At 65.4% G+C, this 25,221-nt stretch carries 18 protein-coding genes; 4 read left to right on the top strand and 14 right to left on the bottom strand.

Annotated features, from left to right (window positions below):
• Window positions 1-358 precede the first annotated feature (358 nt).
• The 6 genes from YU3_RS0127635 to YU3_RS0127610 all read right to left on the bottom strand — a co-directional run bounded on the left by YU3_RS0127635 (window position 359) and on the right by YU3_RS0127610 (window position 7,116).
• Entirely contained in the window at window positions 359-1,357 is a 999-nt protein-coding gene (locus tag YU3_RS0127635; RefSeq protein WP_027169258.1) for an ABC transporter ATP-binding protein, read from the bottom strand.
• Between the two features lie 15 nt (window positions 1,358-1,372).
• A complete protein-coding gene (locus tag YU3_RS0127630; protein WP_027169257.1) occupies window positions 1,373-2,434 on the bottom strand; it encodes a Gfo/Idh/MocA family oxidoreductase in 1,062 nt (353 codons plus the stop codon).
• Between the two features lie 235 nt (window positions 2,435-2,669).
• Window positions 2,670-3,509: a carbohydrate ABC transporter permease gene (locus YU3_RS0127625; RefSeq protein WP_027169256.1), complete on the bottom strand. Its 840-nt coding sequence runs from the start codon at window positions 3,507-3,509 to the stop codon at window positions 2,670-2,672.
• A gap of 228 nt (window positions 3,510-3,737) precedes the next feature.
• On the bottom strand, window positions 3,738-4,667 hold the full coding sequence (locus YU3_RS0127620) for a sugar ABC transporter permease (protein WP_027169255.1): 930 nt from the start codon (window positions 4,665-4,667) through the stop codon (window positions 3,738-3,740).
• 227 nt (window positions 4,668-4,894) lie between these two features.
• Window positions 4,895-6,154: an ABC transporter substrate-binding protein gene (locus YU3_RS0127615; RefSeq protein WP_027169254.1), complete on the bottom strand. Its 1,260-nt coding sequence runs from the start codon at window positions 6,152-6,154 to the stop codon at window positions 4,895-4,897.
• Window positions 6,155-6,207: 53 nt separating this feature from the next.
• Window positions 6,208-7,116: an N-acetylmuramic acid 6-phosphate etherase gene (locus tag YU3_RS0127610; protein ID WP_027169253.1), complete on the bottom strand. Its 909-nt coding sequence runs from the start codon at window positions 7,114-7,116 to the stop codon at window positions 6,208-6,210.
• A gap of 200 nt (window positions 7,117-7,316) precedes the next feature.
• Between YU3_RS0127610 and YU3_RS0127605 the strand changes: the two genes are divergently transcribed.
• Genes YU3_RS0127605 through nagA form a run of 4 tightly spaced genes read left to right on the top strand, consistent with a single transcriptional unit; the run spans window position 7,317 to window position 11,159 of the window.
• Window positions 7,317-8,198, top strand: a complete 882-nt coding sequence (locus YU3_RS0127605; protein ID WP_027169252.1) for an N-acetylglucosamine kinase — start codon at window positions 7,317-7,319, stop codon at window positions 8,196-8,198.
• A complete protein-coding gene (locus YU3_RS0127600; RefSeq protein WP_027169251.1) occupies window positions 8,195-8,974 on the top strand; it encodes a GntR family transcriptional regulator in 780 nt (259 codons plus the stop codon). Before YU3_RS0127605 ends, YU3_RS0127600 begins: the two co-directional genes overlap by 4 nt.
• Entirely contained in the window at window positions 8,971-10,002 is a 1,032-nt protein-coding gene (locus YU3_RS0127595) for an SIS domain-containing protein (RefSeq protein ID WP_027169250.1), read from the top strand. Before YU3_RS0127600 ends, YU3_RS0127595 begins: the two co-directional genes overlap by 4 nt.
• Window positions 9,999-11,159 (top strand): N-acetylglucosamine-6-phosphate deacetylase, encoded by a 1,161-nt coding sequence (nagA, locus tag YU3_RS0127590; protein ID WP_027169249.1) that lies wholly within the window; start codon window positions 9,999-10,001, stop codon window positions 11,157-11,159. Before YU3_RS0127595 ends, nagA begins: the two co-directional genes overlap by 4 nt.
• A gap of 258 nt (window positions 11,160-11,417) precedes the next feature.
• On the opposite strand, the gene YU3_RS0127585 is transcribed toward nagA, so the two are convergent.
• The 8 genes from YU3_RS0127585 to YU3_RS0127550 all read right to left on the bottom strand — a co-directional run bounded on the left by YU3_RS0127585 (window position 11,418) and on the right by YU3_RS0127550 (window position 25,161).
• Window positions 11,418-12,938, bottom strand: a complete 1,521-nt coding sequence (locus tag YU3_RS0127585; protein ID WP_027169248.1) for a malonyl-CoA synthase — start codon at window positions 12,936-12,938, stop codon at window positions 11,418-11,420.
• Between the two features lie 128 nt (window positions 12,939-13,066).
• The gene (locus YU3_RS0127580) at window positions 13,067-13,810 is read right to left on the bottom strand and encodes a GntR family transcriptional regulator (RefSeq protein ID WP_027169247.1); all 744 of its coding nucleotides are present in this window, start codon (window positions 13,808-13,810) and stop codon (window positions 13,067-13,069) included.
• 265 nt (window positions 13,811-14,075) lie between these two features.
• A complete protein-coding gene (gene rpe / locus YU3_RS0127575; RefSeq protein WP_027169246.1) occupies window positions 14,076-14,753 on the bottom strand; it encodes a ribulose-phosphate 3-epimerase in 678 nt (225 codons plus the stop codon).
• A gap of 189 nt (window positions 14,754-14,942) precedes the next feature.
• Window positions 14,943-18,800, bottom strand: a complete 3,858-nt coding sequence (locus YU3_RS0127570; RefSeq protein ID WP_027169245.1) for a DUF11 domain-containing protein — start codon at window positions 18,798-18,800, stop codon at window positions 14,943-14,945.
• Window positions 18,801-18,811: 11 nt separating this feature from the next.
• Window positions 18,812-21,064 (bottom strand): hypothetical protein, encoded by a 2,253-nt coding sequence (locus tag YU3_RS0127565; protein ID WP_036259697.1) that lies wholly within the window; start codon window positions 21,062-21,064, stop codon window positions 18,812-18,814.
• 88 nt (window positions 21,065-21,152) lie between these two features.
• A complete protein-coding gene (locus YU3_RS0127560) occupies window positions 21,153-22,094 on the bottom strand; it encodes an alpha/beta hydrolase (protein WP_027169243.1) in 942 nt (313 codons plus the stop codon).
• A gap of 213 nt (window positions 22,095-22,307) precedes the next feature.
• Window positions 22,308-23,090 carry a carnitinyl-CoA dehydratase gene (locus YU3_RS0127555; protein ID WP_027169242.1) on the bottom strand — a complete coding sequence of 261 codons (783 nt, stop codon included), beginning with the start codon at window positions 23,088-23,090 and terminating at the stop codon, window positions 22,308-22,310.
• Complete coding sequence (locus YU3_RS0127550; protein ID WP_027169241.1) at window positions 23,083-25,161, bottom strand: acetate--CoA ligase family protein; 2,079 nt, start codon at window positions 25,159-25,161, stop codon at window positions 23,083-23,085. The genes YU3_RS0127555 and YU3_RS0127550 overlap by 8 nt, the downstream gene beginning before the upstream one ends.
• Window positions 25,162-25,221: the final 60 nt, after the last annotated feature.

Here is a 25,221-nt window from a genome sequence, read left to right as displayed (position 1 = left end):
CACTCCACAGATGGTCTTGTTCACGGTAACCTGCCTTGTGCGTACGATTGGAGCCAAGCGACTATTCGGTCGTGCGTGACGAAGGCGAAGATCCCAGGCTCATCCACGGTTGTGGCCGCAGGGGTGTCGGGCGACTTCGCCAAGCCTCGAATCGGATGGCCATCCGGTTCGAGGCTCAGTCGCTTTCCTTGCACAAATCTCTGTCCGTGCAGATACAAGGGGTGCTCCAGCGGAGCGCGCCCTTGAAAATTGAGGGTTCCCGGGCACTTAATTCTGCTGCGCCGAGATCCTTCCAACACCCCTCATCCGGCCGCTTCGCGGCCACCTTCTCCCACAAGGGGAGAAGGGGAAGCTGGCGCTACTTCAGCACCTTCCCATCCGCCCCGAACCTATACGTCTTGGCCGCATCCGGCGTCGCATAGAGCGCCGCCCCCGGCTCGGAATTGTAGACGCCGAAGATACGCACGGTGATCAGTCCCGCCTTCTCGCAGTCGAGATAGAGGTTGGTGTCGGCGCCGAGATGCTCGGCATGCACCACCGTGCCTTTCCAGGCGCCGGAATTCGCATCGACCGTCAAATGCTCCGGCCGCACGCCGATGCTCTTGGCTGTCTCGCCAAGCCGCGCGCCATCGATGAAATTCATTTTCGGCGAACCGATGAAGCCGGCGACGAATTCATTGGCCGGCGAATTGTAGAGCTCCATCGGACTACCGATCTGCTCGATCTTGCCGGCATTGAGCACCACGATCTTGTCGGCCAGCGTCATCGCCTCGACCTGGTCGTGGGTGACGTAGATCATCGTCGCCTTCAGCCGGCGGTGCAACTGCGCGATCTCAAGCCTTGTGTTGACGCGCAAGGCGGCATCGAGGTTCGACAGCGGCTCGTCGAAGAGGAAGAGCTTTGGCTCGCGCACCACGGCGCGGCCGATGGCGACGCGCTGGCGCTGGCCGCCCGACAGCTCCGCCGGCCGGCGTTCGAGATAGGGCTCGAGCGATAGCATGGCAGAAGCGATCTTGATGCGCCGCTCGATCTCAGCCCCCGGCGTGCCGGCCTGCTTCAGGCCGAGGCCCATATTGTTCTTCACCGTCAGATGCGGGTAGAGCGCGTAGGTCTGGAACACCATCGCGATGCCGCGTTTTGCGGGCGGCGTTATCGAGACGTCGGCGCCATCGATCAGCACGCGGCCGGAGGTCGAGTCCTCCAATCCGGCGATCACGCGCAGCAGCGTCGATTTTCCGCAGCCGGATGGGCCGACGAAGACGACGAATTCGCCGTCCGTCACCTCGAGGTCGATGCCCTTCAACACCTCGACCGGCCCAAAAGCCTTCTTCACATTCTCGATCTTCAGCGAGCCCACGGCGTCGTCCTTGTCCTAGAGTTTTACGGCCTTCCCGCTGCGCACGCTCTCGTCGGCGGCAAGGCAGACGGCGAGCGACTTCACGGCATCGTCCATGTGGCGGGTGAGGTCGATGTTTTCGCGGATGGCCTTGAGCAGGAAGGCCTGCTCCAGGTCGCAGAGCTCCTGGTGCCCCGGCTCGCCCTCCATCGACAGCAGCTCGTCTTCTTTAGCGAACCTGCCGTCTGGCCCGGTCTCAGCGCTGTGCAGGCGGATGGTTGAGGTCTTGGTGTGAGTGTCGATGTCGTCGGACTTCACACCCTCCTTCATCACGATCGACACGCAGCCCTTGGGCGACATCACGTCCTTCACGAAGAAGGCCGTCTCCGAGATCATCGGACCCCAGCCGGCCTCGTACCAGCCGACCGAACCGTCATCGAACAGCACCTGCAGATGGCCGTAATTGTACATCGACAGCGCGACTTCGTCGCTGAGCCGCACACCCATGCCACGTACCTCGACCGGCCTGGCGTCGGTGATCTGCAGCATCACGTCGAGATAATGCACGCCGCAGTCGACGATCGGCGAGGTCGTCTGCATCAGCTGCTTGTGCGTCCCCCAGGTGTGGCCGGAGGATTGCTGGTTGAGGTTCATGCGGAACACGTAAGGACCGCCGAGCTTGCGCGCCTCGGCGATCAGCCGCACCCAGGACGGATGGTGGCGCAGGATATAGCCGATCACCAGCTTCCTGCCATTGGCCTTGGCGGCATCGACGACGCGCTGTGCATCGGCGGCGGTCGTCGCCAGCGGCTTCTCGACGAAGACATGGCAGCCGGCCTCGAAGGCCCGCACCGCGTAGTCGGCATGGCTGTCGGAATAGGTGGCGATGGCGGCGACATCCGGCTTCTCGTCGCGCAAAGCGTCCTCGAAGGAGCGTCGGATGCCGTAGCCGCCAAGCTCGTCCGGCAGCGGCACGTCGGAACGGTTGACGAGCGCGGCGATCTCGAAGCCCGGATTGGTGTGATAGGCCAGCGCATGGCTGCGGCCCATATTGCCGAGGCCAGCCACGACGACGCGAAGGGGTGTTCTGTCGTTCACCTGACTGCTCCATCTCCTGAGAGGGTGTCACCCCACCCGGCGCTTCGCGCCGACCTCCCCATCGAGGGGAGGTAGGGCGTTGGCGTGAACATCCCCACCACCGAAGAAGCTGCTCTGAATTGGGAACCCAAGCGGTCGACCATAAAGCGGCGACCTCCTACCTCCCCTCGATGGGGAGGTCGGCGCGAAGCGCCGGGTGGGGTGGAGGCGCCGGCGGAGATCTGTAGGGCTCCGCTCACTTCACCGCTCCCGACGTGATGCCGCGGATCAGCTGCCGCGAGAAGATGACATAGAGGATCAGCACCGGCAGGATCGCCAGCGACAGCGCGGCCAGGATCGCGTTCCAGTTGGTGACGAACTGGCCGAGGAAGAGCTGCGCGCCGAGCGTCACCGTCTTGGTCTCTTCCGACGGCGCCAGGATCAGCGGGAACCACAGATCGTTCCAGATCGGGATCATGGTGAAGACGGCGACCGTCGCCATGGAGGGCCGCACCAGCGGTAGCACCAGCCGGAAGAAGATCGTGTATTCCGACAGCCCGTCGATCCTGCCCGCGTTCTTCAGATCGTCGGACACCTGCTTCATGAATTCCGACAGGATGAAGATGGCGAGCGGCAGGCCTTGCGCGGTGTAGACCAGGATCAGCGACGTCAGCGTGTTGACCAGCCCGCTCGCCACCATCAATTGCAGGATGGCGACGGTGCCGAGGCGGATCGGGATCATGATGCCGAGCGCCAGGTAAAGCCCCATCAGCGTGTTGCCGCGAAAGCGGTATTCCGACAGCGCGAAAGCGGCCATCGCCCCGAATAAAAGCACGAAGAACAGCGAGGCGACGGTGACGACGAGGCTGTTCTGGAAATAGTGGATGAAGTCGCCCTGGCCGATCACCGTGGTGTAGCCGATCAGGTCGAAGGTCTTCGGCGTCGGCGGCGTCAGCGGCGCGCCGAAGATGCCGGCACGAGACTTGAACGAGTTCATGATCACCAGGATCACTGGAAACAGGGCGATCGCGGTGTAGGTCAGAAGGACCGCGTGGGCGCCGATGGTGCGGGGAAGCGAACGGGTTGCTGTGCTCATTGGGAAGTCTCCTGAACAATCGCGATCCGTGAGGTCGACGCCAAGGCACCCCCCTCTGTCCTGCCGGACATCTCCCCCGCAAGGGGGGAGATCAGATGTCGCGCAGGCTTTCGCCAATCACCAACGCTGCAAGACGGGCGGCAGGGCCAAAGCTGCCAATCTCCCCCCTTGCGGGGGAGATGGCCGGCAGGCCAGAGGGGGGTGTTCAAGCTCGACATCTCCAACCCTCTAGAACTGATACCGACGCAGGCGCGTCTGCACGAGGAACAGGTAGACGCAGACGCCGCCGAGGATGATCAGGAACATCATCGTGGCGATCGCCGCGCCCATATTGGGGTCGCCGACCTGCAGCTGGAAGCCGAAGAAGGCGCGATAGAGGAAGGTGCCGAGGATGTCGGTCGAATAGTTCGGACCGGCGAGCGCGCCTTGCGCCGTGTAGATCAGGTCGAAGGCGTTGAAATTGCCAACGAAGGTCAGGATCGAGATGATGCCTATCGAAGGCAGGATCAGCGGCAGCTTGATCTTCCAGAACTGCGCCATGCCGGTGATGCCGTCGCATTCGGCCGCCTCGATCACTTCCTCGGGGATCGACAAAAGGGCTGCGTAGATCAGCATCATCGGGATACCGACGAACTGCCACACCGAAACCAGGCTGAGCGCCGTCAGCGCATATTGCTCCTTGCCCAGCCATGGCGTGAACAGGCTCTTCAATCCGACGAAATCCATCAGATGCGGCGCCACGCCCCACAGCGGCGACAGGATCAGCTTCCAGGCGAAGCCGACGATGACGAAGGACAGGATCGTCGGGACGAAGATCGCCGTGCGGTAGAAGACGGCGAAACGCAGCCGGGGGCTGGAGAGAAGCGCCGCCAAAAGCACGCCGATCGGGTTCTGCACCAGCATGTGGATGATGAAGAACCAGACATTGTTGCGCAGCGCATTCCAGAAATTGACCGACCAGTTGGGGTCGCCGAACAGGGTGCGGAAATTGTCGAAACCGACGAACACCTGGTGCTGTTCGACGTTGCGGAACAATGAGAGTTGAAGCGTGCCGGCGAGCGGCAGGATCATGATCGCCGTGTAGACCAGCACCGCCGGCGCCAGGAAGACGCCGACATGCCAGCGGATCGGTCTTTTCGGTCGTGTCTGTGCGGCCATGAGTTCGGTCCCCGCCGTCTCTCTGTTCCAGGTCGGATGATGCTAGATGATGCCTCGATGCGCGGCCCGAACGTCCCCTTCAGGGGGGAAGACAAGGCCAGCGACAGATCGGCTCCGTCTTCCCCGCAAGGTGAGGGTAAGACCGTGAGGCGGCGCCGACAATCGCTATCTGGAACTGTTTGGATGCCGGCCGGGATCGCGCCCGGCCGGCATCGCAATCGGTGCTCTTACTTCGCCGGCTTGTACCAGCTGTCGAGGCCGTCCTGCAGTTTCTTGGCCGCTGCCTCCGGCGTGTCGGTGCCGTTGATCACGTTGGCCGATTCAACCCAGGTCTCGTTCTCGAGGTTCGGCGTGCCGCGCGACAGGATCTGGTAGGTCGAGCGGATCGTCGACTTGCACTTGCCGCGCCAGGAGACGAATTCCTGCGCCAGCGGGTCTTCCATCTTCACCGGCGAGGAGTTCAGGCTGAAGAAGCCCGGCAGCGCGTTGGCGTAGATGGTGGCGAAGTCCGGCGAGGCAACCCACGACAGGAACTTCTTGGCCTCTTCCGCGTGCTTCGAGGCCGCGTTCAGGCCCATGCCGATATCGGTATGGTCGGAGATGTAGCAGGTGTCGCCGGCCTTCTCGACCGGCGGCGGGAAGGCGCCCATCTTGAACTGCGCCTGGGTGTTGAACAGGCCGATTTCCCACGAGCCGGCCGGGTAGATGGCGGCGCGGCCGAGCGTGAACAGGTTCTGGCTGTCCGGATAGGTCTGCGCCTCGAAGCCGTCGCCGAGATACGGCTTCCACTTGGCCAGTTCCTCATACGGCGCGACCCAGTCCTTGTCGGTCAGCTTCTGCTCGCCCTTGATCAGGGCTGCGCGGCCTTCCTCGCCCTTCCAGTAGTTCGGGCCGATGTTCTGGTAGCCCATGGTCGCGGCTTCCCACAGATCCTTGGTGCCCATCGCCATCGGGATGTAGGTGCCGTCGGCCTTGATCTTGTCGAGCGCCGCGAAGAACTCCTCGCGGGTCTGCGGCACCTTGATGCCCAGCTTGTCGAAGGCGTCCTTGTTGTAGATGAAGCCGTGGATGACCGAAGCCATCGGCACGCAGAAGCTCGACTTGCCATCGTCGGTCTGCCAGGCGGCCTTGGCGACGGGCGAGAAGTTCTCCATGCCCGGCAGCGCGGTAAGGTCGCCGAGGTTGCCCTTCTTGAACAACTCGAGCGACTTGTCGAAGGGGCGGCAGGTGATCAGGTCGCCGGCCGATCCGGCGGCGAGCTTGGCGCCGAGGGCAGCGTCATACTCCGTCGGGGCCGAAGGCGCGAACACCACCTTGATCCCGGGGTTCTTGGCTTCGAAGGCCGGGATCAGCTTGTCCTTCCAGATGGTCAGGTCGTCGCCGCGCCAGCTTTCGATGTTGAGCGTCACGTCCTCGGCCAGAGCCATCCCGGTCGTGCCGAGGATGCTTGTGCCGAGCAGAAGGGCCGTCAGTAGTTTGGTCTTCATCTTCAGTCTCCCTGTTGACCTTTTTCAGGTTCGGTTTTGATGAGAACAGAGGCTCAGCGCCCCTTGCTCCCCTCGATCGCGGAAAGCGCCGGCCGGAGCTTCTGGCCGGTTCCTTCCAGTATCTTCTCGGCCGCGTCGGCGCTGGCGGCGCCTGCGGCGAGCAGAATGGCTGTTTTGACAACGCCGCCGCTTTCCTCGAGCAGGCGGGCGGCGTCGTCGCGGCTGCGGCCGCTGATGGCGGCGACCATGCGTACGGCACGGTCACGCAGCTTGATGTTGTCGGCGGTAAGGTTGACCATGTAGCCGTCATGGACATGGCCGAGATGGATGGCGGTGAGCGTCGAGAGCATGTTGAGCGCGACCTTCTGCGCGGTGCCGGCGCCCATGCGCGTCGAGCCGGCGATCAGCTCCGGCGGCGTTTCGAGCAGGATGGCGACGTCGGCTTGCTTGAACAGCGCGGCGCCCCTGTTGTTGGCGATCGCGACGGTTGCCGCGCCGCGGTGCCGCGCGTCCTGGAGCGCCTGGACAGCATAAGGGGTCGAGCCGCTGGCCGAGATGGCGATCAGGCAATCGCCCTTGCCGATATTGGCCGCGGCAACAGCCGCCGTAGCTTCCTCGGTGTCATCCTCCGGTCCGCCGGCCAGCGTGCGGAACGCTTCGTCGCCGCCGGCGATCAGGATGGCGATGCGGTCGCGTGCGATGCCGAAAGTGCCGGGCAGTTCCAGCGCATCGGCAACCGCCATCAGGCCGGAGCTGCCGGCCGCCGCATAGGCGAGCTTGCCGCCGCTCTTCAATTGCCTGGCGATGAGTTCGGCGGCGGCGGCGATTGCCGGGATGGCGCCGTGCACGGCCTTGGCGGCCTCGATCTGGGCGTTGGCCAGGAACGACAGGATGGCTTCAGGGGCTTGGACATCCAGCCCCTCGGCATTCTGGTGGAGCGCTTCCGTGCGCGTCTCGGCCATCCATTTTCCTCCGATTGAAGAAACAATACCAAAAAAATACCACTTGTCCACACGCATTAACACTTTTCAGAATGCGGAGCTCGCTTGCCGGCAAATTATCGTGGGGTTTCAATAAAATACGGCTTAATCTTTTTTGAACCTGAAATTAACTCTTGGCTATTGGTATTTTATTGGTATTATCCAGATCGAGGAGAAATCGCGTGAATTTCGTGCTTGGCATCGATGGCGGCGGCACCAGCTGCAGGGCGGCCCTTGCGACCGCCGACGGCGTTGTCGTCGGCCGTGCCAAGAGCGGCGCCGCCAACATCCGAACCGACCTCACCGGCGCCCGCGCCAACATCGTCGAGGCGGCCAGGCAGGCATTTCTGGCCGCCGGAAAGGATCCGGAGCTGATCCCGAGGACGCCGGCCATTCTCGGCCTCGCCGGCGCCAATGTCGGCACCTACCGGCAGCAGCTCGAGGCTATCCTGCCCTTCAGTGAGAGCCGCGTCGAGACCGACGCCGAGATCGCGCTCGAGGGCGCGGTCGGTTCGGGCGACGGCGCCATGGCCATCCTGGGCACCGGCACTGCCTATATGGCGCGTAAAGGCGGCAAGTCGCGCGCCATCGGCGGCTGGGGATTTCAGGTCGGCGACCAGGGCAGCGGCGCCCGCATCGGCCGCGACCTGCTGGAACAGACGCTGCTTGCCTATGACGGCATCCGTCCGGGCTCGCCCTTGACGGACGCCATGCTCGCCGTCTTCCGCAACAATCCCGAGGACGTGGTCGAATTCACCACCAACGCCAAGCCGGGCGATTTCGGCGGCTTCGCGCCAAAGGTCTTCGAGCATGCCGAAAAGGGCGACCTCGTCGCCAACTGGATCCTCGACAAGGCGGTGGCCGATGTCGAGGCGTCGCTCGGCGCGCTCGATCTTGCAGACGATGCGCCGCTTTGCCTGCTCGGGGGCCTTGCGCCGCTCTATGCGCCGCGCCTGTCGGCACGCTATCAGGCGCTGCTCAAAGCCCCGCTCGACGATGCGCTCGGCGGCGCGGTGCAGATGGCCGTGCGCGTCTTCGCCAAGGGTCCGGAGGCCGCCCGATGAGCGCCGCCGACCAGATCTTCGCCATGCTTAAAGAATCCTCGCAGAGCGGCGCGCCGCTCTACCTGCAGCTCAGGCGCAGCATCGAGGAAGCGGTCAATCGCGGCCTGATCGGCCCCGGCGACGCGTTGCCGTCGGAGCGAGATATCGCCAGCAAGGCCGACATCTCGCGCGTCACCGTGCGCAAGGCGGTGCAGGACTTGGTCAAGGGCGGCATCCTCGTCCAGCGCCATGGCTCAGGCACCTTCGTCGCGCCGCGCATGGAGCGCGTCGAGCAGTCGCTGTCGAGGCTCACCTCCTTCACCGAGGACATGGCGCGCCGCGGCATGACAGTGCGCTCGGTCTGGCTCGACCGCGGCCTCTATGCGCCGTCGCCGGACGAGATGATGGTGCTCGGCCTGTCCTCGACCGAGCTGGTGGCGCGTGTCGCGCGCCTGCGCATCGCCAACGATACGCCGCTGGCGATCGAACGCGCGGCGCTCTCGGCTAGCGTGCTGCCCGACCCCGAGGCGATCGGCTCCTCGCTTTATGCGGCGCTGGGCATGACTGGTAATCGGCCGGTGCGCGCGGTGCAGCGCATCTCCGCCACCAATCTTGGCGATGCCGATGCGCGCCTCCTGGAAGTGCCGCCGGGGGTTGCCGGCCTGCAGATCGAGCGCATTTCCTATCTGGCGAGCGGCAAGGTGATCGAGTTCACCCGCTCGGTCTACAGGGGCGACGCCTATGATTTCGTCGCGGAACTCCGGCTGACCGGGCCGGGAGAGGAGATCCGGGCATGAGCGCAACCACCACCCATATGCGGCGCGAGATCGACGAGATCCCGGAAGCCGCCGCTCGGCTTCTCGACGGCTCGGCTTCGGTGCTGGCAGAGGCAGGGCGCGGCATTCGCGAGCGCGACCCGCATTTCGTCGTCACCGTGGCGCGCGGCTCGTCCGACCATGCCGCGACCTTCATGAAATATGCCGTCGAGCTGACGGCAGGCCTCGCCGTCGCCTCGGTCGGACCGTCGATCGCTTCCATCTATGGCGCCAAGCTCCGGCTGCGCGGCTCCGCCTGCCTGGCGGTCTCGCAGTCGGGCAAGAGCCCCGACATCGTCGCCATGGCCGAAACGGCAAGGGCCGGAGGGGCGCTCACCGTCGCCATCACCAACACGGCGGACTCGCCGCTGGCGCGCGTCTCCGACTATGCCATCGACATTTTGGCAGGGCCGGAACGGTCCGTCGCGGCCACCAAGACCTTCGTCAATTCGGCCGTCGCCGGCCTTGCGCTGATGGCGCACGCGACCGACGACCAGCCATTGCTTCGGGCGCTCGCCGGCCTGCCCGGCCACTTCGAGAAGGCGATCGCCTGCGACTGGATGGCGCTCGCCGGTGCTTTGGAGAACCCGCAATCGCTGTTCATCCTCGGGCGCGGCCCATCCTTCGCGATCGCCAGCGAGGCGGCCCTGAAATTCAAGGAAACCTGCGCCATGCATGCCGAGGCCTATAGCGCCGCCGAGGTCATGCATGGGCCGCTGGCGCTGGTCGGGCCGGATTTCCCGGTTCTGGCGCTCGCCGCGCGCGATGCGTCCGAACCCTCGGTCGCCGAGGCGGCTGACGGCCTGACGGCCAAGGGCGCGGCCGCCTTCGTCACGTCCGACAAGGCGAAGGCCGCGAGGCTGCTGCCGTATGTCGCCACCGGCCATCCGCTGACCGATCCGCTGCCGCTGATCGTGTCCTTCTATGGCTTCGTCGAGGCCTTTGCGCGCCATCGCGGCCTCGACCCCGATACGCCGCGCAACCTGCGCAAAGTGACGGAAACCGTATGAGCGACCGTTTCGCACTCACCGGCGCCCGCATCTTCGACGGCGCCGACTGGCACGACGATGCCGCCCTTGTCATCAATGGCGACGCGGTCGAGGCCATCCTGCCCGCCGGCGCCGTTCCGGCCGGCGTTTCGGCGATCGAAACCGGCGGTGGCCTGCTGGTGCCGGGTTTCGTCGACATCCAGGTCAATGGCGGCGGCGGCGTCATGCTCAACGACGATCCCGACGTCGCCTCGATTGCAACCATCTGCCGGGCGCATGCTCCCTTCGGCACCACGGCACTGCTGGTGACATTGATCACCGATACGCCATCGATCACCGCCGCCGCCATCGGCGCCGGCGCCGAGGCAACCAGGGAAAAGGTGCCGGGCTTCCTCGGCCTGCATTTGGAAGGACCGCATCTCTCCGTAGCCCGCAAGGGCGCGCATGATCCGGCGCTGATCCGGCCGATGACCGACGCCGACGAGGCGGCGCTTATCGCGGCGCGTCGCGACCTGCCGGTGCTGCTCACCACCATCGCGCCGGAATCGGTCGAACCGGCCCGTGTCACGGCGCTGGCCAAGGCCGGCGTCATCGTGAGCCTCGGCCACAGCGACACCGACTATTCGACCGCCAGCGCCTTCGCCGCCGCCGGCGCCACGGTGGTCACGCACCTGTTCAACGCCATGAGCCAGATCGGCAACCGCGAGCCAGGCCTGGCCGGCGCGGCGATCGACACCGGCGGCTTGTACGCCGGCATCATCGCCGACGGCATCCATGTCCATCCGGCAACGATGATCCTTGCGCTGCGCGGCAAGCAGGGACCTGGCAAGATCCTGCTGGTCACCGACGCCATGGCGACGATCGGCACCGACATGACCTCGTTCACGCTCAACGGCCGCACCATCTACCGTGGGGATGGCAGTCTGCGGCTGGCGGATGGGACGCTGGCCGGCGCCGACCTCGACATGATTTCCGCCATTCGCTACGTCCACCGCGTCGTCGGGCTGGAGCTCGACGAGGCCTTGCGCATGGCCTCGCTCTACCCGGCCGAGGCAATCGGCCAGGCCCATCGCCTCGGCCGCTTCGCCAACGGCACCGCCGCCGACATTGTCGGGTTATCGGATGAGCTGGATGTGAAGGATGTTTGGATCGGCGGCGAGAAAGTGTTTGCCGCCTGAGACTTCCCAGCCTTGCGGCGGCGGAGAAACTTTGAGGCGCAGGCGGGACAGCGCCCCCCTCTGTCCTGCCGGACATCTCCCCCACAAGGGGGGAGATCAGACTTCACCCCGGCTTTCGCCAATCGCCAACGTCTCAGGATGAGCGGGGCGCCGAAGCTGCCAATCTCCCCCCAAGTGGGGGAGATGTCCGGCAGGACAGGGGGGGGCGCGAAGGATCACGGCCGATTTCACCCTTGCAGCACTGCGTCGTGTCGGCCGTTAGCCGGCTTTGGCATAGATATCCTTATGCGCCTCGCGCAAAACGTTCTTCTGCACCTTGCCCATCGTGTTGCGCGGCAATTCGTCGACGAATATCACCTGCTTCGGATGCTTGTACTTCGCCAACCGTCCGGCGATGGCGTTTACAATGTCGGCGGCGCTGATCGCCGATCCCGGCTTGCGCACCACCACCGCCGTGACGCCTTCGCCGAAATCGGGATGCGCGATGCCGATCACCGCGCTTTCGCTGACGCCGTCGAGCGCGTCGATCTCGCTCTCGATCTCCTTCGGATAGACGTTGAAGCCGCCCGAGATGATCAGGTCCTTGCCGCGTCCGACGATGTGGACATAGCCCTCGGCGTCGATCAGGCCAAGGTCGCCGGTGATGAAGAAGCCGTCGCCGCGGAATTCCGCCCTGGTCTTCTCCGGCATGCGCCAATAGCCGGCAAAGACGTTCGGTCCCTTGACCTCGATCATGCCGATTTCGCCCTGTGCCTGCGGCTTGGCCGTCTCGGGATCGGTGATGCGCAGCGCCACGCCGGGCAAGGGGAATCCGACCGTCCCGGCGCGCCGCTCGCCGTCATAGGGGTTGGACGTGTTCATGTTGGTCTCGGTCATGCCGTAGCGCTCGAGGATGGCGTGGCCGGTCCGCTCGCGCCAGGCCTTGTGCGTCTCGGCCAGCAGCGGCGCCGAGCCGGAGATGAAGACCCGGATAGCCTTGGCCGTCTCCCGCGTCAGGCCGTCCTGCTGCAGCAGCCGCACATAGAAGGTCGGCACGCCCATCAAAGCCGTCGCGCGCGGCATCAGCGCCAGGATGCGCGCCGGGTCGAATTTCTGCTCGAACAGCATTTTTGCGCCGGCCATCAGGATGACGTTGGTGGCGACGAACAGGCCGTGCGTGTGGAAGATCGGCAGCGCGTGGATCAGAACATCGTCGGTGCTGAAGCGCCACTGCTCGACCAGCACGCGGGCATTCGAAGCGAGGTTCTCGTGGCTGAGCATCGCGCCCTTGGAGCGGCCGGTCGTGCCGGAGGTGTAGAGGATGGCGGCAAGGTCATCGGGTCCGCGCGCCACATCGCTGAAATCCGTCGCCTGCCGCGAAGCCTGGCTGGCCAGCGTTCCTTGCCCGTCGCGGCCAAGCGTGAGCACCGTCGCGCCGATCGACGCAGCCAGCGGTTCGACGCCGGACAGACGATCGGGATCGCACACGATCAGCCGTGGCTCGGCGTCGCGGAAGAAATAGTCGAGCTCCGGCAGCGTGTAGGCCGTGTTGAGCGGCAGGGACACCGCGCCGGCGCGTACGGACGCGAGATAGAGCAGTGCGGCCTCCGGGCTCTTATCGACCTGGACGGCTATGCGGTCGCCGGGTTCGACGCCCGCCTGCGCCAGCGCATACGCCAGTTGCGCGGACTTCACCAGCATGTCGCCATAGGTGATGAAACGGCCATCATCCGTCTCCATCAGCAGCCGGCTGGGCGCCGGCATGCGGGAACGGAAAGCGCCGAAGAGATGATTGGTCATGAAACGTCCTCAAGGCGCGCTGAAGCCCAATGACACCAGCGTTCGCCCGAGCGAATACCAGATTTGGCGGCTGGAGCAAAAACTGCGCAGCGGTCAGGCTCGGCGACTTCGCCGTAGCCTTCCGTCCGCTATTTGCGGCTGCGTTGGGACTTGCCTGAACCGGCCCTCGGGTCATAGCCCTGCGCGAAGCGTTCCATGCACATCGCCGCGGTGAGGCGGTAATGATTGAGAAGCGCCTCCACCGCGCCATCGGCATCGCCATCCAGGGTGCGCTCGGCAATTATGCGATGCTCGCCAAGATCGTCGCGTCCCATCCCCGGCACGTTTTGCGAGATCAGGCGGTAGCGCGAGGCCTGGTCGGAAAGCTGATCGCAGAAGCCGACCAGCCAGTGCGACCGGCACGCGGTGATCAACGCCCGGTGGAAGGCCCGGTGCAGCTTCTCCCATTCCGGATTGTTGCTTGCCGGATCGTCCGGCAGGCGACGCTCGGCGCGCGCCAGGCGGTGCAGGGCCAGCACCAGCTGTTCCTCCCATTCGGCCGTGCGGTGAGCAATGGATTCGCGCAGCGCCCGTTCTTCCAGCCAGCATCGCGTCCGCGTCAACTCCTCCAGTTCCGCGGCGCTGACCGGCATCAGGAAGAAACCGCGCTGGTCGTGACGACCGAGCAGGCCCTCGGCGGCCAAACGGTTGAGCGCCTCGCGCACGGGAGAAGCGCCGGCGCCGTAGCGGGAAACGACCCACTCGACACGCAGCTTGGTCTCGGCCTCCAGGGCTCCGCGCAGCAGGTCGTCGCGGAGCTGCTGGTAGACCGAGCTGGCCAGCGTGCTTTTGGCACCCTTGCCTTCACCCGGCTCGGCGTTTCCGTTTGTCAATCGAGCTCCTGTTGCTTGCCCCTGCTCTGTCAGGGCCCCTCGGCGAAGCAATCCTCCCGTACATGTATCATACAGCCGGGCAATGGCGTCTCAAGCGGAAAGATGACGATATTCGACTTTAAAACAAGGTCACCAGTCTATTTGGGCTGTAAAGTAAGTCCGAGCAGAAAAAGCTGACGTCTGCAGGCAACCTGATATATTGAACGCCTGTTCAACAGGGGGTCCAATTGCACAACTCCTGCGAGAAGTGTAGCAGCTATGCGTTTTAACTGGCGGCCCTGTCGGCCGCTGAACGGATCGCTTCGATATTTGCCCTGTAGGCCTCGACGCTGCCGCCCTTGAACACGGCGGCGCCTGCCACCAGCACATTGGCGCCGGCCGCGGTCACCAGCGGCGCCGTTTCCGCCGAGACGCCGCCGTCGATCTCGATGTGGATCGGCCGATTGCCGATCAGCGCCTTCACCCGTTTCACCTTGTCGACGATCGCCGGGATGAATGCCTGGCCGCCGAAGCCCGGATTGACGGTCATGATCAGGATTAGGTCGAGCCGGTCGAGCACATATTCGATCACCGTTTCCGGCGTCGCGGGGTTCAGCGAGACACCGGCCTTCTTGCCTAAGCTCTTGATGGTCTGCAGCGAGCGGTCGAGATGCGGTCCAGCTTCGGCATGCACCGTCATCCCGTCGCAGCCGGCTTCGGCGAAGGCCGCCAGGTAAGGATCGGCCGGCGCAATCATCAGATGGCAGTCGAAGAAGGCCTTGGTGCGGTTGCGGATCGCCTTGATCACCGGCGGCCCGAAGGTGATGTTGGGCACGAAATGGCCGTCCATCACGTCGAGATGGATCCAGTCGGCGCCTGCGGCCACGACAGCCTCGACCTCATCGCCGAGCTTGGAGAAATCCGATGCCAGCACCGACGGCGCAATCAGGGTCTTCTTGCTCATGGCGCAAATTCTCCCGGCAGTCTTGTGCGCTTAGCGCGCCTGTCAGGCCGATTGCCTAGACCATGAACCAGCCGAGGGGAAGCACGTTTTCGACGAGTGCATCGGCCCACTTGCCCCCGTAGCCATCTTCGATGTGGAAAAGAAAACCCGCCGGATCGCTCCGGCGGGTCTGGGTCTTCAGCCACAGGATTACGGCTTGAAGTTCTGGATGTTGGCGCCCGCCGGATCCTGCAGCACGCGCCGTGGCTGGCGTTGCGGTACCAGTTGCTGCAGCACGTTCGGGTTGAGCAAAATGCCGGGGTTGATCTCGATGCCCGGCCGCCTGCGGATCGGCGTGCAGTCCGGGAACCGTCCGGTCGTGCCGACCGGGCAGCGCCGCTTGGTCAGCACCGGCTGGCACTGGCCATCGATGAAGCGCGAGCCCGGCGCGCACTCCTGCTGCGGCTTGCGGCAGGCGCCGTCGCGGATTTCGGTCCCGCGCGGGCAGACGCAGTCGCCCCGCTTGTTGTGGACCTGGCCGCGGATGGTGCACTGCTCCTGGCCCGGCTTCGGCCGCTGGCAGGCCTTGCCCCGCACCTCCAGGCCGTCCGGGCAGGCGCAGTTGCCGTTGGCGTCGCGCACCTGCCCGCGGACCGGGCACTGCTTCGACACGATCGGCCGGCAGGCGCCGTCACGGACCTCCGTGCGGCTCGGGCAGACGCAATCGCCGTCGGCGTTGCGGGACTGGCCGCGGATACGGCACTGGGCGGGCGGCTGCCTGTCAGGCACGCAAGCCTTGGCCGCGCGGTCGAGATGCGTGCCGTCTGGGCAGGTGCAGCCATTGCCGTTCGAAGTCGGCACCGCGCCACGGATCGTGCACTTCGGCCCAACGACCTGGCACACACCGTTCACCAACTCGCCGCGGCGGCAGACGCAATTGCCGTCCTGGTCGCGGTACTGGCCGGGACGCAGCGTGCACTGCGGCTCCTGCGGCTCTTCGCCCCGCACGCACTTGCCGTTTTCCAGCTCCGTGCCACGCGGGCAGACGCAACGCCCGTCCGCCGTCCGGATCTGGCCCTGCAGCAGGACGCAGCGCGGCGGCACCGGTAGCGGCTTGGTGCCGCCGCCAGAGCACTGACCGTTGCGGAAAATGGTGCCGTCTGGGCAGGCGCAGCGGCCGGCCGAATTGAGCACCAGCCCATCCGAGCACTGGTTCTTCACCTCATGCCTGATGGTGAAGGGATGGCACGCATAGGCCTTGCCGCGATCGCCCTGGACGTTGGTCAGGTGGTGCGGCAGCACGTCGCCAGCGCCTTGCACGGGTGTGTTCGGAGAGAGCACGCCGACGCAGTTCTGTCCGTTGACCGAACCCCGCAGATCGGCAAGACGGCCATCCCCGGGAAGGATCACGGTGACGTGGTGGGTGTGGCTTTCGCCGGCCCCCAGCGTCAGATTGGCGATGCAGGATGCGGGCAGCGTCGTCGGTTCCGGCGAGCAGCCGAAGGGCGGGTCGATCGAGTCGATCGCGACGCCTTCCAGCCGGCCGAGACCTTCCACGCCGATCGCATCGCCGATGCGGACCGGACCGGAGAAGGGGGTCGGCCCGTCATTCGTGATGGTGATCTCGAACGAGCAGGGTTCTCCCGGCTGGCACTCTGCATCGCCGGTCTTCTCGACACGGATGACGGAAGTGCCGCCGCCCTTCGCGCAGGCCTGGCCGATCGGGTAGACGATGTCGTCGCCCGGCGCCGGCCCATAGGAGCCGCGCGCGCAGTTCTCGAACGCGCCGTTGCCGCTCACCGTCACGTCGAAGTGCCGGCTGGTTCCAGGCGTCATCACGGCGCCGGGAATCTGGCAGGACAGCGAATTGGCAGGCACGGGTCCGCAAGTCCAGTCCGCACCATCGGGGGTGACGGTCTGAATCTGGACAGGCGCTCCGCCCGACACCAGCGTTGCGGCATCGCTCACCCTCACCGGACCGGTGGGGGCGGCAGTGCCGGCATTGGTGACGGTTATGCGGCAGGAAACAGCCGCGGCACCGGCCAGCGAGCCGTCGCAGGTCTTGGTGATGCGCAGGCCGGGCTGGCCGCCATTCGGATGGCGGATGCGCTCGGTCGCGCAGGCCTTGTTGTTGGCGAGGTTAACCTCGCCGGGAATGCCCCTCACCTCGGCGCAGTTCTCCACTGTGTCCGGCCGGTAGTTGGCCGGCATCACCGCCTTGACGACGATCGGCGTCGAGGCGCCCGGAGGCAGCGAGATGCCGGCATTATCGCAGCGGAACTGGCCGGGGCCGTTCGGGCCGCAGGTCCAGGGCGGGCTTGGTCCGAAGGTCGACGAGGCCGGCGCGCCGCTGGGGTAGTTGTCGGTCACCGTCAACGGCCCGTTATAGGTGCTGGTGCCGTTGTTGATGATGTCGATCACGAAGTAGCAGACGCCGTCCGGCGTGCAGACCGGGATGCGGGCGCGCTTCTTCAGGATCAGGTCGACCTTCTTTTCGACCGGTGGGTTGCACTGCGGATCGCGATCGCCACGGCGGCAGATCGGGATCGAGGCGCAGCCGCGGTCGTTGAGCTGGCTGCCGAACAGCGGCTTGCCGCTCGCCTGGTAGTCGTAGGCGGCGCAGTTGCGCAGCACGCTGCCTTGCCATCCGCCCGCCGGCTTGAAGCCGAGCTTGAGGTTGATGGAAGCGCCGGGGTTGAGCGTCGTCACCGGATAGGTGCAGGTCATCGGCGTCGTTGCGGGCACGCAGACCCAGGGCGCGTTCGGTCCCGATGTCAGCACGGAGCCTGCTGGCAGCGTCACCTCGTCGAGCACGATCTTGCCGTTGTACGGCGCGCCGCCGACATTGGTGACCGTGATGGTGAAGTCGCAGCCGCCGGCCATCGTGCAACGCGGCACGTCGGCTCTCTTCTCGACCTTGAGGTCGGGCTGCCGTTCAGGCGGACATCTCAAGTCGCGTGGAATGACGATGTCTATCGTCTGCGTGCAGCACAGTCCCCAGCCTTCCTTCGGGCCGGCATAGGTCTCGATGCCGGTGACGACCAGATGGATGACATCGCCCGGCGAGGCGCCGATGATCTTCCAGTTCAGCACGCCGCCGCCCGCCGGCACCAGTTGCGTGTCGGGAACGATGCTGATGCCGGGCGTCGTCGTCGACACCTGCACCCATTTGCCGCCCATCTCCGGGCCGACCGGCATGTGGTAGATGAAAGCGCCGCCGCCGGGCACGCAGTCGACGGTGCCACGCTCGAGCTTGAAGCATTCCTTGCCGGGAGGTGGAGGCGGGTTGCATTTGGTGACGTCGATGTGGATCGTCGTCTTTGCACCGGTCAGGAAATCGCCGTCATCCGGCTTGCTCGGATCCTGCGACGGGATAATGGTCCCGGTGCCGGCCCCGATCTTGATCAGACCCTGGTTGTCGACATTGGTCGGCGCGGGAAACGCCGCCTGGTCGATCTTGGCCAGGATCCGGAAAGTGATGACGCGTTCGTTCGGCGCGCCTGAGCCGTCGAGGTCGGAAGCGGAGATCCGGAAATCGGAAACCGTCGCCGTGTCGTCGGGGTTGGCCGAACTGCTGATCGTGGCCGCCGGCAGCGGTCCGCCGGCAGCGTCCGTGCCGTCGCCGCTCACATGCACGCTGACGACCTTCAGGCCATGCGCAAGCTGATCCTTGAACTCGATCCTGGCGTTCTTCAGCGCATTGACAAAAGCCGGATTGCCGAAGGCCTGCTCATTGCCGCGCAGGCCGAAGTTCAAGGTGTAATAAACATAGTCGCAGCTGCGTTGGCCGCCCGTCTTGGTGAAGAAGGGCACGATGCGGCCGGGTTCGGGGTTGATGACGCGCGGATGCTCCAGGTCGAGTCTGGGTTCCGGTCCGGCGACTTCGGTGAGCTTCGCCGGAGCGGTGTCTTCGGCAAGCGCCGGCAAAGCTGGCATCATGGCGACCGCGATACCGGCCGCCATCAGCCAGCGCGCGCCGCGCCTGGCGTATGACAGGGGTTTCATGATCGTCTCCATGACGGTTTTGGGATTGCTCGAAACGAAACGGGAAAGGGCGAGATTATCCATCTGTCCCTCCCTCAACGTTCGCAGCTGACGGCTGGCGTTCTGAGCGGCAGCGTCATCTTGCAGCAAGGGTAGTAGCCACCCTTGTCCTGGTCGGACTTGCGATAGAAGCAGAGCCCGACATTGACGGTGTCGCCAGGGTAATGGCCGGTGATGTCGATCGTGTAGGGCTTGCCCGGGACATGCGACATCGGGGTTGTCACCCCGACGCCGGGTGTCCTGGACTGCGCCTTGATCGAATCGCCGCCAAAGCCGGCATGGTCATGGAGATAGAGATCGGCCTGAAGCCCGCGCGGCGTGCAGTAATAATGCACGTCCTCGACATCGACGCAGGGCGGCAGGTTGCCGGGCGGCGGGAAGTCGGGCGGATAGAATGGAGGCAGGTAGCCGCCGGGGATTTCCTCATAATAGCCGGCGCCGCCCTCGCAGGGGCGCCAGACCCTTACGTCGCCGACATGGCCTTCGACCTCAGGGTCTTCGAAATAGCCGTCGAAGTCGACGAACCAGGAGCCGAAAGGCGGCACGTTGGCCGGCTTGACCAAGGCGCTCGGCGTCAGCTGCACACCGTGCACGGCAAGCGGCCCGCCGGCGGCGAGCCGCTCGGCAAGTTCCGGGTTGTCACGCAACTTGTCGCCGGTGTTGACGACGGTGTCGGTGCAGACGCTCGTGTCGAGATTGCCGTCGGCATCATAGCCATACTGGAGATCGACGCCGCCGGCCGACTGCCGGTTGTCCTGCGGGAAGCCGACCGCATATTCCTGCGGCACTTCCACCCAAACCGATTCCGTCGCCGGATCGTCCGGGTCCTCGCGCCAGTAGCGGATCAGCTCGGCTTTGCCGGAATCGGCGAAGCGGCTGTAATCGTAACGGTTTTCGACCGGGCCGCGCTGGGCGAGATACATGAAGCCCTTGTTGTCGAAGGCGATGTCGGTGACGGCGTAATCCTTGTCAGCCTTGACCGTCAGTTCCCAGCGCGGATCGCCGGCGAAGCTGCCGTCGCGCGCGATGCCGACCGACCAGATCTCGGATTTTTCACCGACCGAATAATAGAGCCGGCCGCCGTGATAGGAGACCGCCCAGACGCGGCGCTCGTCCTGCGTATAGCCCCAGGTCTCCGGGTCTTCCGTGTCGAAGGCGGCGCCCTGGATATCCATGACGGCGCCGTCGTCGGCGACCGGGGCAAGCCCATGCGCCGGGCGCCCGGCGACGCCATGGTCGTACGTGTCGATCAGGCGGCCATTGGCGTCGATGCGATGGATCAGGCCAGTGTCGAGATCGGACGCGAAGAATTCACGGTGGATGGGGTCGAAGGCGAGGTTGCCGATGCCGGGTCCGCTGTTGGTGTCGATGTCGGCGAATTTGGAGACGGCGCCGGTGATGCCGTCGATCTTCCAGATCGTGCCCGGCCCGCCGCCATTTTCGGTGCCGAACTGGCCGTCCATGAAGGTGGCGCCGGCGGCGCCGCGGCGCTGCCGTTCCGGGCGCCCGTCGCTGTCGGCGTCCGGCGTCACGATCTCGACGCCATGCAGCGAGGTCGCCGCCGCGTAGAGATTGGGGATGCCCGACGGCACGCCATCGCGCACGCCGTCGTCATAGGTCAGGCCGAAAACCTCGCCGATCTGCCCCGCCGTCACCTCGAAGGGCGGCGGCGTGAAGACGAGCTGGCCCGAGGCCGGGCCGCCGAGATGCGAGACGTCGAAAATGCGTAGCGTGGCGCGCGAGGTGTCGATGAAGGTCTCGTCGACCGGGTCGACGCCGGGCGGCAAGCCCCCCTTTTCGGAATCGGCGGTGTCAAAGCCGGGAATTATGGTACCCGGGAAGCCGGTCACCGCTATCGAGCCGGGATAGATGATCTGGGTCTCCTGCGCCTGGGCGCCGCCGAGCCAGAGGCCGGCACTCAATGCCAGGGCGAGAATTCCGCTTGTCGCTTTGATTGTGCTGCGCAAACGGTTTGCGCGCGAAGGCACGAACGAGCCGTGACCGCCAGACATTGAACTCCCCCCGAAGCCGCTGGAAGCAACGTCCGGTCTTACCGCGCCAACCAGGGCAAGGCGCGGCGTTGCGGCACGTTCTTCCCTGATCGAATTGTCTGCTTTCCTCTGCCTGACGATACGCCTGCTCCTGGGCAGGGTCAACGGAATCAGCCGGAAGCCCAGCGCGTCGACCCCTTCCCGAAGGCGGTGATCGCGCTGGACTTTCGCTGTTCCCGGAGACCGCGGAGTCTCTGGGTTTCTGGTCATGGGGCTTCCCTTTCCGGGCCGCACCATTGCGGCGCCTGGCCATCAGTCGCTGGCTGGCGAGGAAAGGTTCATGGCAGGATGGCGAAGTGGAAAGCGCCTCCGGCCGTCAGGGGCGTTACCAGGTCCAGTCGGCTCGGCCGAGCGCCGATACAGCCTCGACGATGCGCGTGAAGCTCGCCCGGGCCCGGCCGACCATGTGCCGGGCCCTGAGGTAACCGTGCACCAGCCCTGGCTCCTCGAACCAATATGCATGCCCGCCGGCCGCGACGACACGGTCGCGATAGGCCTCGCCGTCGGAGGATAGCGGGTCGCATTCGGCGGTGATCAGCACGGTCGGCGGCAAATAGGCGAAATCGGCGTCGGCGAGCGGATACAGCGTGATATCGCCGGTCCGGTCGACGCCGCCGGTCCGGATATGCTTGTAGAAGTCGAGGTCGCGCACGGTCAGCATCGGTGCCTCGGCATGGGTCACGTAGGAGCCGCGCGAGTGGTCGCCGCCAAGGCTGGGATAGATCAGCACCTGGCCGGCCGGCTTCTTGACGTGACCGCGCGTCGCGTGGGCGACTGCGGCGCACAGATTGCCGCCGGCGCTGTCGCCGCAGAGCACGACCGGGCAATCGTAATTCTTTGCCGCCCATTCGAAGGCGTCCATGGCGTCGTCGAAGGCCGCCGGATGCAGATGTTCCGGCGCCAGCCGATAGTCGACCGAGACCACCTCATAACCGGTGCGGGCGCAGAGCTCGGCGCAGACATCGTCATGGCTGTCCAGCCCGCCAAGAATGAAGCCGCCGCCATGGATATAGAGCACCATCGCGGCATTGTTCGGCGTTGCACTGCGATAGATGCGGATGGGAATGCCGTTGGTGGGGGAGGCGATGGCTGTCGTCTCGGTGGTCACGCCCTGCGGATAGCCGGCAAAGAACTCTCGGCACATCCGGTCGTAGATCGCCCGCTGCTGGGTGATCGTGTAGTCGATCGTATCCGGCGGATAGTAGGAGTTGGTCTTCTCGATGAAGGCCCAGGTCTCGGCGTCGATGAGGGTTTTGTAGTCGGTCATGTAGGACCAACTTTAGGTGACGGTGCCCAGGCCCCCCTCTCTGTCCTACCGGACATCTCCCCCTCAAGGGGGGAGATCAGCAGCTTCGGCCGCATCGCGCCTTCTGCAATGCCGGAGATTGGCGAAACCCTTCGCGACGTCCAATCTCCCCCCTTGAGGGGGAGATGCCCGGCAGGGCAGAGAGGGGGGCCTGGCGCCGTCATTTCCGCGGAATCACTTCCCCTTCCACACCGGGTCGCGCTTCTCCGCAAACGCCCGGAACCCTTCCATGTTATCTTCCGAGCCGTAGAGGATATCGACCGTCGGCAACTGCCGGCGCGTCACCTTGTTCATGGCCTCCTGGAAGGTCAGCGCCTCGGCGACCCGCGCCGTCTCCTTGATCGCCGCAAAGACCAGCGGTGGGCCGCTGGCCAAGAGCCGCGCGATCTCCCAGACGCGCTCTTCGAGCTTGTCCTTAGGCAGCACCTCGTTGACCAGGCCCCAGCGATGCGCCTCGGCGACATCCATCCAGCGGCCGGTAAACAGAAGGTCCATGGCGATGTGGTAGGGAATGCGCTTCGGCAGCTTGATGGTGGCTGCGTCGGCCAGCGTGCCGGCGCGGATCTCGGGCAGCGCGAACGAGGAATGGTCCGAGGCGTAGATGAGGTCGCAGGACAGCGCCAATTCGAAGCCGCCGCCCACCGCCATGCCGTTGACGCAAGCGATTACCGGCTTGTTCAGGTCGCGCAGTTCCTGCAGCCCTGCAAAGCCGCCGACGCCATAGTCGCCGTCCACCGCATCGCCGCCAGCCGCCGCCTTGAGGTCCCAGCCGCCGCTGAAGAACTTGTCGCCGGCCGTCTTGACGATAGCGACGCGAAGCCCCGTATCGTCGCGGAACGCCTTGAAGGTCTCGCCCATCAGCCGCGACGTCTTCAGGTCGATGGCATTGGCCTTCGGCCGGTCGAGCGTGACCTCGAGGATGGCGCCCTCGCGGCGCGTGGTGATGACGTCAGCCATTCTTCTTTTCTCCAAGCACCAGCAGGGCATCCGCGATCCACGCGCCCTTACCTTCGGCGCAGACGATCAGCGGATTGATGTCGAGTTCCTCGATCTCGCCTTCGTTCTTCTGCACGAAGTCGGCAATGCCCGCGATGGCGTCGATGGCAGCCGCGACATCGGCTTTGGGTCTGCCGCGATAGCCTTCCAACAATGGATAGAGCTTCAACCCACGCAAGGCTGCTTCGATGTCGTCGCGCGTCGCCGGCAGCATCAAGGTCACGCTGTCGCGCAACAGCTCGACCAGCACGCCGCCGGTGCCGAGCGTCATCACCACGCCGAACATCGGATCGCGGGTGAAGCCGACGATCAGCTCAGCGACGCCGTCGCGTACCATGCGCTCCGCATAAAGCCCGGTGCCGAGCGGCAAAAGGTCATGCGCGGCGGCGCTGACGGATTCGGCGTCCTTGAGGTTAAGCCGCACCGCCCCGACTTCCGACTTGTGCGTGACACCGAGCGCTTTTAGCGCCACCGGGAAGCCCAGCGTCATGGACGAGATCACCGCCTCGACCGCATTGGAAGCGCGCTCGCCCTTCGGCACCGGCAAGCCGGCCGTGATCAGCCTTTCCTTGGCTTCGGCTTCGTCCGGCGTCACGCGCTTGGCTTCGGATGCGCCTGCCGCCGTGGTGTCGACCGGCTGCGCCTGCGGCTCGCGCCAGGCCCAGCCGATGAAGGCGGCAGCCTGGGCGGCGTCCAGCGCTTCCGAGATGCCGAACAACGGCACCATGCCGCACGCCATCAGGCCGGCGGTATATTCTTCCGGCAGGTTCTCCGGCAGCGAGGACACGATCGCGCCTTGCGCCTTGTTGGTCTTCAGCGCCGCCTCGAAAGCGCGCAGCGTCGCCCACCAGTCGACGTCCGAGCAGCGGTCGGGACGCGGGAAGTCGAGCACCAGCATATTGAGATCGAAGCCGCCCGACACCATGGCGGTGAAGGTTGCGGTCATCGCCGGCTCGTTGTTCCAGATGAAGGTGTGGTAGTCGAGCGGATTGGCGACCGCGACCAGCGGTCCGAGCGTCGATTTCACATGCGCGCGGTGCTCGGCGCCCAGCGCCGGGAAATGCACCCAGCGCCCTTCGGCACTGTCGGCCATCACGGAGGCCTCGCCGCCCGAGCAGCTCATCGACGACAGCTTGTAGCCGGGCAATGGCCCGGTGACATGCAGCAGCTTCAGCGCCTCGATGAAGGCCGGAATGGAATCGACGCGCGCGATGCCGAGCCGCTTCAGGAAGGCGCCGGAAGCAGCATCCGAACCGGCTAGCGAGGCGGTGTGCGAGACAGTCGCCTGCCGTGCCTGTTCCGAGCGGCCGACCTTCATGGCGATGATCGGTTTTTTCAATTCGCGCGCCCGCGCGGCGAGCCTTTCGAAGCCGGCTACCGAATCGAAAGCCTCGATATGCAGGCCGAGTGACGTGATGCGCTCGTCCTCGATCAGGCCGAGCGCCATTTCGGACAGGCCGGTCTGCGCCTGGTTGCCGGCCGTCATCAGGAAGGCGATCGGCAGGCCGCGCTTCTGCATCGTCATGTTGATGGCGATGTTGGACGATTGCGTGATGATGGCGACGCCCTTGCCGCCCTCCGCAAGCCGGATGCCGCCATGCTGGTCGGGCCACAACAGCGCGCCGTCGGCATAATTGATCAGGCCGTAGCAGTTCGGGCCGATGATCGGCATCTCACCGGCGGCGGCGACGAGCTCGGCCTGCAGCCGCTCGCCGTCCTCGTCATAGGCCTCGGTCTCCAGGAAGCCGGCGGCAAAGCAGACGGCGCCGCCGGCGCCGCGCTCGGCCAGCGCCTTGATCACCTCGATGGTGAGATGCCGGTTCACGCCGACAAAGGCGGCGTCCGGCGCGCCGGGCAGGTCGCCGACGGACCGGTAAGCCTTGCGGCCAGCGACCTCGTCCTTGGTCGGATGCACCGGCCAGATCTCGCCGGCAAAGCCCATCTTGATCGACTGCGCCACGACGGCGGCGGCCTGCGCCCCGCCGAACATGGCGATCGATTTCGGGCGCAGGAGACGTTCGAGTTTATGCATGGCCATCTTTTCGTTTGAGCGCGATCTTGTCCAAAGCCGGATCCTGGCTTCGGTACATCA

It is taken from the genome of Mesorhizobium sp. WSM3224 (assembly GCF_000427725.1).
Taxonomy (GTDB): domain Bacteria; phylum Pseudomonadota; class Alphaproteobacteria; order Rhizobiales; family Rhizobiaceae; genus Mesorhizobium.
The sequence above is the reverse complement of the archived record's forward strand: the minus strand, read 5'-3'. Positions and strand labels throughout refer to the sequence as shown.